Origin of the sequence: Paenibacillus sp. FSL M7-1414 (assembly GCF_038003195.1) — a bacterium.
GTDB classification, from domain to species: Bacteria; Bacillota; Bacilli; order Paenibacillales; family Paenibacillaceae; genus Paenibacillus; species Paenibacillus amylolyticus.
The window spans coordinates 6002018-6014382 of record NZ_JBBOOS010000001.1 but is presented as its reverse complement, the minus strand read 5'-3'; the positions used below and the strand labels follow the sequence as shown (position 1 = coordinate 6014382).

Here is a 12365-nt window from a genome sequence, read left to right as displayed (position 1 = left end):
TAATGAAAGCCTTTAACTGATATAGGATGAGTACTCTGGTATTATGGGATGCACAGTGATTTCCATCTATTTTTCAGACTTAGTATTTACTATAGTATCATCCATAGTCATTTTAGTCTTGAGAGTAGCTGTTGATTATGCCCAAGTTGTAATCGTTTGAACCGGGAGACGATAGGAAGGATAGCCATCTTTGGCTGCTTTCCCTATGGAGATCAACATCACGGGCTGGAACCGTTCTTTATCCAGGCCGAACGCTTCGGCGATCTGGCCTTTGTCATAACCGGCCATAGGGTTGGTATCATAACCATGGGCACGGGCAACGAGCATGAGTTGCATGGATATGAGGCCTGAGTCAATGAGGTTCATGTCACGCAATTCGGATGCGTTTATGTTCGCATAATAAGGTTTTACCTGCTGCATCTGCATATCCATGATGTCTTGGGGCATGTACCCAAGTTCCACTGATCTGCTGAAAATCTCTTCCATGTATTCAACGTTGTTGGCATCGTAAAATACGGCAATGACAACGGAAGACGTTAGTGCCTGTGTCTGGTTAAAAGAGGCCAGTGGTGCAAGCTTCTCTTTCCCTTCGGCACTGTCGATAACAAGAAAACGCCAAGGTTGCATGTTAATGGCCGAAGGGGCACGTGAAGCTTTCGCCAGTATTTCGGTCATCTCCTCGCGGCTGATCTTCACTTCAGGGTCGTAGGCTTTAACGGAATGGCGCTCCAAGACGATGGTATCAAAATCATTTGTTTTGTTGTATTGACCGGTAATTGTGTTCATATTGAAATCTCTCCTCATATCTATATTGGTGAGAGTAGGGTATAAATTATATCTCCATCTGTCTCACTATGAGGATTGTAAACTATGAAGTATACTTTATAGCAAGAAGAAGAAACGGGGGAAATACATATGAAGATTAGTGAAGTAGCGAACCATGTAAACCTTCCGATATCCACGATTCGTTACTACGAGAAAATAGGTATGATCCCGGATGAACATATGCTGAGAGATCATAATAACTATCGAATATATGCGCAGAGCATTATTCAGCATCTGGAAGTGGTCAAACAATGTTTAGCTGTTGGTTTTACGATCCATGAGATCCAATCTATGATCTCTAAACATGGGTTTTCAAGTAATGATCAAGCAAGCGTTATCCAAGCGAAAATATCAGAAATTGAAGAAATACAAAATAAATTAGAGAATTCCAAACAAAATCTGTACGAAATTCTTAAATCGGATATCACGTGTGAGGATGGTTTTGGTAAGTATTAAGCCGGAAGTCCCTCTTAAGGTTTTCATTCAGTACGTTCTTACATCATATCGATTCAATCGAGTACATATCGTCCTGTATACGCAGATTACCGGGCTGCCCAGTTTCCACCTTCACCTCTGTAACAAATACACCAGGCATACGTTCGTCTGGGAACCATGGCTTCTGTTTATCAATGACAATAAACATGCCTTCTGCATCACCCGTGGGGGAGAATTGTTTTCCGTCTCCGGCAAATGGTTCAAGTTGATAATGCTCATTCAATGTGTTCATTGTCTCAGGAACATCATCGACAGGCAGACCGATTTCACTAATACATAACAGATGCTTCGCTTCAAAAGCTTCATCAACTGCATTATCGAGTGAATGGTGAGCGATAAATTCCATCAAGTTGCCGCTTGGATCATAAAAATAGAAGGCTGTTGCATCCCAGTAGGGGAAATAAAATTCATCTTGTCCATCTATGGATAGCAATGAAATGTTACGGTCTTGAGCCCAACTTTTTGCATCAGCAAGTTTATTCGTTGGAACTGTAAACGCTACGTGATAGTATGGCTTCTCTTGTTCTGGCGCCTTCTTGAAAGATAGGACCGAGTTCCCCGCACGAAATGAAACGCATGTTGCATTATCCTCCACAAGATCCAGTTCCAGTAGTGTACCGTAAAACTCTTTTATGGCCTCGACCTGATGTGTTAACAAACCAACTTCTCTTATTATCATTTGAATATCCTCCTTTTAATCTTACCTTTGATTGAAATACTCGATTGTTTTCTCAATAAATGCCTTGGCCGATTGCGTCAGGTAACGGTCGGACCGATGGATGATCTCAAAGTGCCGGTAGGGCGGATCGTCTGTAATTCGGATGCAACGTAGCGTGGGCTCATTCATGGCTTTGATCAGAGGATAAGGCAGCAGTGTTCCTCCAACGTTGGCTTTGACCAGGCTAATGATGGAGGTTGCCGAACTGGTCTCCATGATGGTATTTAGGGTGAATCCATATTTACGGCAATAGCCATCGACCAATTCTCTGCCTGTAAATCCTTCGGGGAACATCACCGTTTGGATATTACGCAACTCCTGAATTTCAATTGTGCTTCGTTCAGCCCAATCATGATTCTCGGATACGACCAGTACATATTCTTCACTGCACAAAGGAATGCGTACAAGCCGCCTATCAGGGGCAGACGTGATCTCGATGCCGATGTCGACTTCATTTTCCAACACTTGATTTACGACATAGATCGAAGAGATAACCTTCAATTGCACCTTGGGGAATCGGGCATGAAAATCAACGAGCAGCGGAGTGATACGGTAATCCAAATCCGACGGAAGAACACCAATAACCAATCGTCCCCGCTGATCATTCCGGAATTCAGCTAGCGCATCCTGGGTATTCTGTAAATGCCGGATCATCTGTACACAGTGCTCCAGAAACAGAGTGCCTGCCTGGGTCATCACAATCTTTTTGCCGACGCGGTCAAACAAAGGAACACCAAGTTCATCTTCCAACCCACGTATTTGTTGACTCAACGTAGGTTGAGATATGCCAAGTTTCTCCGCTGCCCGTGTAAAATGAAGCTCCTCACACACCGTAATAAAGTTTTCCATTTGACGAATCTCCATGAATTCACCTCTAATCATTGGTTTTAGTAATCATTTTAATAGAAACAATAGTATTGTTCAATCATTATAATGATCCTATACTTAATTCGTGCACCACTCGAAGATCTTGTCATTAAAGAATAGGATCTTTGGTGAAGGCAACGAGACTACTCCCATGAGGTGATTCATAATGAAACTTTTTTATATTGTATTGGCGCTTATTCTGGCTTCACTGAACTTAAGACCACCGATTACTTCCATTTCTCCTCTGATGAGTACCATACAGAATGATCTGGGTTTGAGCGGCATGACCGCCAGTCTGTTAACTACACTACCGGTATTATGTATGGGCATATTCGCTCCATTCTCTGTAAGACTAAGTAGAAGGTGGGGGAACGAAGGTGCCATTGTGCTGGCTTTAATCCTTATTGGGATAGGTACGGGATTACGATTGTTTGTAGGCGCAACTCCGTTGATGATGTTCACTTCTTTTCTGTCAGGTGTAGGGATTGCATTGGCAGGGCCGCTGTTGTCCAGCTTCATTAAGCAGTATTTCCCTAACCGAGTGGCAGCTATGGTCGGCATCTATTCAACAGCAATGGTGATGGGGGCCAGCATTAGTGTGGGATTATCGGTTCCGCTTCAGCATACTTTGGGTGGATCTTGGAGAGGTTCTTTGGTTACATGGGCATTACTCGCAGCCATTGCATTGCCAATCTGGTTAAAATTAGCTTGGTCTGCGCGTACAGAGCGGCAATCCGGACAAACTTCGGCTGTAGTCCATGCACCACTTCCTGTGAAGAACAGGCGTGCATGGGTGCTGACACTGTTCTTTGGATTGATGGCCGCGATCTTCTATTCATTAACCGCCTGGCTTGCGCCAGCCATTCAGAGCCATGGATATAGCCAAGAGACTGCTGGCAACATCCAAACGTTATTTACATTGATATCACTGCCCTCAACATTATTCATTCCCATGCTTGTACATCGGTACCAAAAACGTGTCTTCTGGCTTGTTGGATGTGCGATGTTGGAATTAATAGGTGTCCTGATGCTGAATCTCTCTGTCAGTCCGTGGCTCGCGGCGATTCCGCTCGGGATTGGTGCAGGTGGACTGTTCCCGATTGCACTTATGTTGCCGATTGATGAGACAAACAATGCTCAGGAAGCAAGTAGCTGGTCCGCTATGACTCAATCTGGGGGTTACATTCTTGGAGCACTTGGGCCGCTGGCGATTGGTTGGCTCCGCGATCTAACAGGCAGCTTTGTGCAAGCATTTTATGGCTTGGCTATCATCATCGTGTTGCAGATTATCGTTCAAGTTGCTATTGGCAATAAAAAAAGTTTAAAAGTTAGCCAGGAGCAGAGCTAAAAGGCATGTAAAGTAAAATGGCTATAGAATTATGATCTTTATACATGATCCAACAAGTCCAGATAGTACTGCCTTAATGCTTTCTGTAAGATGATGGGCTCCATAATCTTAATCGATTTACCATAGCCTGCAAGATATCTCACTATGAAATCAAGCTCGTGAGGTTCGTACGAACCGACAAGATACATGTGTCCCATCTTCTCGATGATCTGCATAGATGGGAAATGTTCTTGCTGGAATAGCTCCATCCCGGCTTCGTCAATCAGGCATTTGAATGGAATTGCTTGTTCCGATGGTTTCCATAGGGATTGGGCATCCTGTGAATAGAGTTCCTTTACATGAGTTAAAGGTTCAATCTCCGTTGTTTCGGCTGAAATGATGCGGTCGCAGCGGAATACACGATAAGCTTGTTTTTGCAGATCATAGGCCTGGCAATACCAATAACCTTTCCTGGCATAAAGCGCGATGGGTTGAATGGTGCGGATATTGGTGTTTGCAGAAGATGGCCTTTGATCAGAGGATCTACGCTGATTAGCGTACGTAATCTGGATCACTATATTCTGAACAGCAGCCATCAACAGAAACTCCAAATGTGCACTGTCGCGGATCTGCTCGGTATGTTGGAAGTAAACCCGGTGTTGGATGTTCTCAATATCCTGTCGTTGCTTGTCGGATAACGCGCTCATAAATTTCTCATGAATGGTACGGAAAGAGACTTGAAAGGGTAAGCTGGAGAAGCTGCGGAGAGCCTGCATCGCAAAATAAAGGGCATGAAGCTCCCCCGTATTAAACGAAATGGGAGGCAGCTGCATCTGTTGCAGCAGTCGATATCCGCCGTAGCGTCCATATTCGACATAGATGGGCGCACCTAACTCTTCCAATGAAGTGATATCTCTTAACGCGGTTCGTTTGGAGATCTGGAACTCCTGCATGAGATCTTGCAGGGTGAACTGTTGTTTTTGATTAATGAAGCGCAGCATCTGGTTCATACGTTCTGATTTTTTCATATCAAACCCTCTTAATGGTGCCATGGATTGGCACCTTTCGTTGTTATAGTGATAAGTGTAATCCAATAGGAACAAGGAGGCAATATAATGAATTTTGAAGTGATACCATTTTTGTCGATGAACGGGGATGCGGCGGCAGCCATTGCTTTTTATGAGGAGTTTCTGGACGCCAAGGTGATATTCAAGAAAAGTTATAAAGAGATGAAGGAGATGAACCCAGGTTTCGAGTACCCTGCCGGTCAAGATGAGTATATTACACATTCGGTGCTGGAGATTGGGGTTAACAAAGTCATGATTGCGGAAGAAGCAATGGACACGGAGAGAGCATGGCAGCTGGGGAACAGCACGTCGCTATGTATTCAATCCAAGGATAAAGATACCATCGATCAACTGTATCATTCTCTGATGCAACATGAGGGTGTGAAGGTACTGGTACCGTATGAACAAAATGAATTCAGCCCAGGATACGGTATTGTAAGGGACCCATTTGGCATTGCGATTCAGCTGTGTGTCACTGTACATGATTTTTAAAATGAGTTCAGGCCCCCGGTTAAGCACTCGTTATGTAAACCTGTAACTAACTTAAAAACATCAAAAAAAGAAGAGCCATGGATATCATGCACTCTTCTTTTTCGGTTTTTATACAAGGTCGTTCGCACAACCATCAGATAAGTGAGACAGCTGAATGGTTATAGCGGCCCTCTTTTCGTGTAAATCATATAGGTACGGATGTCGCTGTGTACAAGCAAGTTCAATGGATAAAGGAAAGAAGGGATAACATGATTACGAGAGGAATCGACCATATTGGAATAACTGTACCGGATATGGAGCAGGCGACACTATTTCTACAACAGGCGTTTGGAGCTCAACTTGCCTATGACCATATAACGCCGGATGATCCCCCACAGGAAGGACCCGAGGCAGAGCGTAAATTAGGACTGCGTTCAGGAGCAAAGGTTATTCATATTCGGATGTTATCGCTAGGGGAGAGCGCCAGTATAGAGTTATTTCAGTACGCGAATACAGCGCAATCGGAGCCAGTTAGGGCATCAGATTACGGATTGCAGCATATGGCGTTGTATGTGGACGATATGCAAGAAGCTACACGACACTTCAAAGAAGCGGGCGGGGTGTTGCTAACAGAGCCTGGGGCGTTGACCGGTCATATTGAAGGTGGAGAAGGCAATCAGTTTGTGTATGGAAGAGCACCTTGGGGGATGCTGATCGAGCTGATCTCCTATCCTGCGGGCATTCAGTATCCGAATCACAGTGAAACGAAGCGCTGGACACCACGAAAAAAATAATAAAGATGAGACTGGATAAGAAACAGGACGATGCAAGACAAATCGTTCTGTTTTTCTTGTATATAGGGGCTAAACAGTCACTAAAAAACAGAAATTATGTTACAAATACGTTACAAATACAGAAGTGTATACCTCTTTGCCTTATGTTACGATACGTACTAGTAGATACAGAGATATTTTACGGATAAGATAAGTTATAACGTCTCTTTTCTGGACGATGAATATGCTCCGAAAGTATGTTGATGGAACCCTTTTATCCAGAATATTGAAGAAGCATTGAAACAAAGGAACAACTATATATTTTGACTTCACAGGGTTGCAATAAAAATAAATGACAACAGGTGATCCAAAATGCTGCAAATTGGGTATCCATAGTAGAGCCATCTAGAACCTGATGGATACATATGTTGTTATGATTGTTTTTTGCTAGTTAAAGGCTGTCTATTATGGAATGAACTGTGGGGGTTATCAAGTGTCTATATTAGATATGGAAAAGAAAGATGTTGTCACCGATGCAATGGTCATCAAGGCGATGGAGAAAAGTCTTGCTATCATTCGATTTGATCTGGATCGCCGGGTAACCTACGTGAATGAAGTCTTTGCCCAGACGATGGGATATACGGTAGATGAGATGTACGGCATGAAGCATCAGCAACTGTGCTTCGGTCATTTTGCGAATACCCCGGACTATGATGCTTTTTGGAATAGCATATTTAATGGTGTCAGCTTTCAGGACAAGGTTGAACGCAAGGATGCAAAGGGGAATTCCGTATGGCTTGAGGCGACATATATGCCGGTGTACGATGAAACGAATCAGAAGATACTGGGTGTCTCCAAAATCGCCACCAACATTACCAACCGTCAGAACAACATTTCCGTCGTAGTGAACGAACTGAAAACGATGTCTCATGAACTGAATGGGCAGGCAGATGTAGGCATTGAACGGAGTCAGGAATTGATGTCCAGTATCTCCTATATCTCAGAGGTGTCAACTTCTAACCGTGCAACGCTGACTCATTTGCAGGAACAGGCCGGATCGATTCAGGGCGTGGTACGAACGATACGCGAGATTTCGTCTCAGACGCAACTGCTCGCGTTGAATGCTGCCATTGAGGCTGCACATGCAGGAGAATACGGACGAGGATTTGATATCGTGGCCAAGGAAGTTAAGAAACTATCCGCAATGGTGGAGAGTTCGATTAATGAGATTCGTGATAGCGTGACTGGAATAACCAAGGAGATTGGTAATATCACGGGTGGTACCAAAAAAGTAGAAGAATATGTGGAGCAGAGCCAGAAGCAGATTGAGATCGCATTGAATGATTTTACAGCAATTGCTGCTTCAGCTCACTTGTTGGATGCCAAAGCGGAGCATGTGACCAGAATCGTATAACAATATATAGTAATAGCGGTTCCTTGCACAGGAACCGTTTTTTTTGTCGTTCAGTACTCAAAAAAACGGGAATTATTGTGATCAAACGGGGACACAATACTTGGGAATACCTGCAGCTATGTCATGCAGAGAAATGTTGGGGTGGGAACATGTGGTCAACAATTGTATCCTACGTGCCGGATTGGTCCATATGGATTCAGGCATTCTTGGTCTTCATCATTCCAATTGGTATTACATTGAGCATGCGCTGGATCAATGCTGCCATTAAGCGCGGAAGCTTCTCTCGTTCCAAGCCATCGTCCGTATCCTCGAAGGATATCTCGCCAGCAGCCAAAGGGCAGGGTGAAGGGACCGAAACAGGCCAATATGCCAATATAAAATTAACCGAAAAGTACAGCATGAATCTGACGAGTGTGAAAGAAAGCTTTGGACTCAATGCAGACGTGCATATTCGGGAATTTATTATTAGGGGAACGAATACACGGGCTGCGGTCATTTATACCGAAGGCCTGGTAGATCAGGACTTAGTTGATGATCACTTGATCACACCGTTGATGTTCGAAGGTGTTCCTCTACTTAAGCAGGAGGGTTTCCTTCATCCAGACAACGCACACTTACTGTCGGCATATCTGCAAGATCAATTACTTCCTGTCAGTCTGGTTGAGGAGACGAAGTCCCTCCAAGAACTCGCAGTTGGTGTGTTGTTTGGGAAAAATGCACTGCTGGTTGATGGTTTGCCAGGTGCTTTATTAATTGGAGCTCATAAGATCAAAACAAGAGGTATGAATGAACCCTTGTCAGAGGGACTGCTTCGTGGGCCTCGTATTGGTTTTACAGAGCAATTAAGCGATAATACAGGCATTTTACGTCGTTATGGAAGTGATCAGAGCCTGTTTATTAAGAAGTATGAAGTGGGTTCACGGATCAAAAAAGATTTGGCGATAGCCTATATTCAGGATATTGCCGATCCAGATCTCGTTGCTGAAGTATGCAAGCGAATTGAAGAGATGGATATGGATTCGATGTTGGAATCAGGTTATGTGGAACAACTCATCGAAGATAATACGCTGAGTCCTTTTCAGCAGGTACTGAATACGGAAAGACCTGACCGGGTGATGGGTGCCCTTCTGGAAGGCCGAGTGGCAATTTTGTTGGATGGAACGCCATTTGTATTAATTGTACCGGTGACCTTTAGCATGTTGCTTCAGTCTCCCGAGGATTATTATGAACGCTGGATTCCTGGAACATTTTTGCGAGTGCTGCGTTTTATGGCCGCGATGCTGGCATTGCTTGCTCCTGCGCTCTATATCTCGTTTATCTCGTTCCATCCGGGTCTTATTCCAACCAAGCTGGTATTGACGATTATTGAAACGCGTACCGGAGTGCCATTCCCTTCAATTATTGAGGTACTCATCATGGAGCTTTCAATTGAAATCTTGAGGGAGGCCGGGATACGCTTGCCCAAACCGATTGCGCCAGCGATGGGTATCGTAGGAGGTCTGATTATTGGCCAAGCAGCGGTGCAAGCGGGAATAATAAGCCAATTTCTGGTCATTGTCGTTGCGGTAACAGCCATATCTTCCTTTACGATTCCGGTCTATAGTGCGGGATTAACGCTAAGGATTCTACGATTTGCCGCTATGTTCAGCGCAGCCGTACTTGGATTGTTTGGCGTGGTTATGTTCTTTCTGCTTGTGTGTACACATCTGGCACGACTCTCAAGCTTTGGCGTACCTTATGTTGCACCAGCCGTTCCTTATCACATCAATGAATGGAAAGACTTCGTTATCCGTGCTCCGTTAAATATGATGAGAATGCGTCCCAAGATGACTAATCCGATAGATGATGATCGGAAAAAATAAATGGAATTCCATCTACTGAAGGTCTGGAGGTGAACTAAAGTGAATGGCTCCCAAGGAAAGCTAACGACGACACAGGCCGTTGTAATTATTGTCAATTACATGCTTGGTGCCGGGATATTGACACTACCTCGAACGACCAGCAAAGCTGTCGGAACACCGGATGTCTGGATTTCCATTATCCTATCTGGATTCATTATCATAGGTGTGGGAATAATTCTGGTTACCCTGTGTCGCAGATTTCCGGAGAAAACCGTCTTCCAGTTCACCCGTGAGATTACGGGCAGCTGGATTGCTTACATACTGGGATTGTCTATGATTATGTATTTCATAGTTATTGCCGCATTCGAAATCAGAGTTATGGCTGAAGTGACTGGGATGTATCTGCTCGAACGCACCCCCACCTGGGCGATTGTGATGGTCTTCATGTGGATCGGTGTATATATGATCTCAGGCGGGCTTGGCGTTATCGTACGCGTGTTTGAGATCATCCTTCCAATTACGATTATTATATTTGTGATTGAAATTTTGCTTAGTAATCAGCTATTCGAGATTGGCAATCTGAGACCCGTGCTCGGTGATGGGGTTATGCCCGTTTTCCAAGGGTTGAAGCCTTCACTATTATCTTATACGGGCTATGAGGTGATGTTAATCATGACTGCCTATATGAAAAATCCGAAGAAGAGCAATAAAGCGATGACCTGGGGGATACTCATATCCACTATTATCTACTTGATCACGGTGGTGATGGTTATAGGCAGTTTATCGCTCGATGGCATCAAAACTCGAACCTGGCCAACGCTGGATTTGGTAAGAAGCTTCGAAATCCAGGGTCTGATATTCGAGCGTTTTGAATCCTTATTGCTGGTCATCTGGATTATGCAAATCTTTTCGACTACAGCAATTACACATTACTGCGCTTCGGTGGGTATTCGTGATTTGTTTCGTTCCAAAAAAATCAAAGGCATCATGTACGGCCTGCTGCCGTTCATTTATCTGACAGCAATGATACCCAAAACAGTGGATGATACCTTCGTACTAGGAGATATGCTAGGCAATGTGTCCGTATTTTTGTTTGGCATTTTACCTCTGGTACTACTGTTGTTAAGTCTGATTCGCAAAAAAGGAGGCAAGCATGCATGATTACATTCCGCATGTTGTTACGCTTAGCCACTGTATTATGCATTCTCTTAACGATATCCGGATGTTGGAGCAGTCGAGAGATAGAGGATCTAAGTGTCTACGTTGGTCTCGGGATCGATATCGGCAAAGAGACTGAATTTGAGGAGAACATCGCCAATCAGGGAGGAGGGTATTCCAAGCAGAACAATGTGACAGCCACGGTACAGATTGCTCCCGGTAATTCCAGCAGTCAGAAGAGCCAACAATCCGGTTCGCCTGCTTCTGGTAAAACGTCCTATTCCAATGAACAGCTTACCGGAGATTCCTTGCTGCAAATCTTTCGTCAGTTTGCACTGAGACGAGATCATCCGCTCATCGGACATCATCTGAAGGTTATCGTTGTGTCCAAGGATATCGCCAAAAAGTATGGTCTGGACCAGCTGCTGGATTTTGTACTTCGGGATAACGATATTCGTCCTAACTGTCTAGTGTTGATTAGCCATCATCGCGCTGTTGATGTACTGACTTCAGATGATCCTTCCCGGATTCCAGCATTTTATCTTACAGGTATTACCGGTAATTCATACTTGTCCAATAAAATCCTGGACCCCGTTCTACTCTCCAAATTAGATGCACAAATGCAATCCGGTTCCAGCTTTTTGCTCCAGAATGTACTGAACTTCAATGGAGAGGACAAGTTCTCCGGTGCCAGTATCTTTGATGGGAAAACAACCAAATTCATCGGGGAACTCAGCCAAACGGATCTAGAAGGGCTATCTTGGCTCAGACCTAAAGAAAAAGGAGGTATCTTGAAGACATACAATAAAGAGGGGTTCACTGTTGTATATGAAATGAAGAAGAAAAAAACAACAATAATTCCAAAAGTGGTTGGCGATGATATTTCATTCCATGTGAAAACTGAATCCGAAGGCTGGTTGATGGAGGATTGGCGTGCTCCCGAGGAAGAGGAAAAAGGTGCATATCTCAGTGAATTGGAAAAAGAATTTGCTGAACTTGCCAAACAACAGATTCGACAGTTGTTATACAAACTGCAGCATACCTATAAAGTAGATGTTGCGGATTTTCGGGATAGCTTACGTATCAAAGAACCTAAAACATGGAAAAAAGTCAAAGACGATTGGGATAAAATTTTTAGCACCGTGCCGATCACCTATGAGGTAAAGACCACCATCACCAATCCGGGGTCTTCCACCGAATAGCGAGGTGTGCCATTTATTATTTAAATGTTGACACATTCATGATAGATCGCTATATTAGTAAAAAATCATTTTCTTATCCAGAGAGGTGGAGGGACTGGCCCTTAGAAACCTCAGCAACAGATCTGAAGGATACTGTGCTAATTCCAGCGGGTGAAAGCCTGATAGATAGGAGCGTTTGTTTTTATTTGTCAGTAACGGCGCACTCTT

Annotated in this window: 12 protein-coding genes and 1 riboswitch; of the genes, 8 read left to right on the top strand and 4 right to left on the bottom strand. The window is 44.0% G+C overall.

Annotated features, from left to right (window positions below):
• Positions 1–135: 135 nt before the first annotated feature.
• On the bottom strand, positions 136–786 hold the full coding sequence (locus tag MHH92_RS26430) for a nitroreductase family protein (RefSeq protein ID WP_340907160.1): 651 nt from the start codon (positions 784–786) through the stop codon (positions 136–138).
• Positions 787–915: 129 nt separating this feature from the next.
• Here MHH92_RS26430 and MHH92_RS26425 point away from each other — a divergent pair, with 129 nt between their 5' ends.
• The gene (locus MHH92_RS26425) at positions 916–1281 is read left to right on the top strand and encodes a MerR family transcriptional regulator (RefSeq protein WP_164783186.1); all 366 of its coding nucleotides are present in this window, start codon (positions 916–918) and stop codon (positions 1279–1281) included.
• 43 nt (positions 1282–1324) lie between these two features.
• Here MHH92_RS26425 and MHH92_RS26420 read toward each other — a convergent pair whose 3' ends face one another.
• Together MHH92_RS26420 and MHH92_RS26415 are read right to left on the bottom strand one after the other, a co-directional pair.
• Positions 1325–1999, bottom strand: a complete 675-nt coding sequence (locus tag MHH92_RS26420) for a VOC family protein (RefSeq protein ID WP_315370514.1) — start codon at positions 1997–1999, stop codon at positions 1325–1327.
• A gap of 21 nt (positions 2000–2020) precedes the next feature.
• Positions 2021–2902, bottom strand: coding sequence for a LysR family transcriptional regulator (locus MHH92_RS26415; RefSeq protein ID WP_315370515.1), 882 nt, complete (start codon positions 2900–2902; stop codon positions 2021–2023).
• 169 nt (positions 2903–3071) lie between these two features.
• Between MHH92_RS26415 and MHH92_RS26410 the strand changes: the two genes are divergently transcribed.
• Positions 3072–4253, top strand: coding sequence for an MFS transporter (locus tag MHH92_RS26410; protein ID WP_253503473.1), 1182 nt, complete (start codon positions 3072–3074; stop codon positions 4251–4253).
• A gap of 38 nt (positions 4254–4291) precedes the next feature.
• On the opposite strand, the gene MHH92_RS26405 is transcribed toward MHH92_RS26410, so the two are convergent.
• On the bottom strand, positions 4292–5260 hold the full coding sequence (locus MHH92_RS26405) for a helix-turn-helix transcriptional regulator (protein ID WP_253503470.1): 969 nt from the start codon (positions 5258–5260) through the stop codon (positions 4292–4294).
• A gap of 87 nt (positions 5261–5347) precedes the next feature.
• Here MHH92_RS26405 and MHH92_RS26400 point away from each other — a divergent pair, with 87 nt between their 5' ends.
• From MHH92_RS26400 to MHH92_RS26375, 6 genes are all read left to right on the top strand, one after another.
• Positions 5348–5791, top strand: coding sequence for a VOC family protein (locus tag MHH92_RS26400; RefSeq protein WP_253503467.1), 444 nt, complete (start codon positions 5348–5350; stop codon positions 5789–5791).
• 248 nt (positions 5792–6039) lie between these two features.
• Positions 6040–6564 carry a VOC family protein gene (locus MHH92_RS26395; protein WP_340907159.1) on the top strand — a complete coding sequence of 175 codons (525 nt, stop codon included), beginning with the start codon at positions 6040–6042 and terminating at the stop codon, positions 6562–6564.
• Between the two features lie 472 nt (positions 6565–7036).
• Positions 7037–7957, top strand: a complete 921-nt coding sequence (locus tag MHH92_RS26390; protein ID WP_340907158.1) for a methyl-accepting chemotaxis protein — start codon at positions 7037–7039, stop codon at positions 7955–7957.
• A 149-nt stretch (positions 7958–8106) separates the two neighbouring features.
• On the top strand, positions 8107–9819 hold the full coding sequence (locus MHH92_RS26385) for a spore germination protein (RefSeq protein ID WP_340907157.1): 1713 nt from the start codon (positions 8107–8109) through the stop codon (positions 9817–9819).
• 39 nt (positions 9820–9858) lie between these two features.
• Positions 9859–10959, top strand: a complete 1101-nt coding sequence (locus MHH92_RS26380; protein WP_339191275.1) for a spore germination protein — start codon at positions 9859–9861, stop codon at positions 10957–10959.
• Complete coding sequence (locus tag MHH92_RS26375; RefSeq protein ID WP_076253520.1) at positions 10956–12158, top strand: Ger(x)C family spore germination protein; 1203 nt, start codon at positions 10956–10958, stop codon at positions 12156–12158. The genes MHH92_RS26380 and MHH92_RS26375 overlap by 4 nt, the downstream gene beginning before the upstream one ends.
• Before the next feature lie 70 nt (positions 12159–12228).
• Positions 12229–12330, top strand: a riboswitch (SAM riboswitch).
• Positions 12331–12365: the final 35 nt, after the last annotated feature.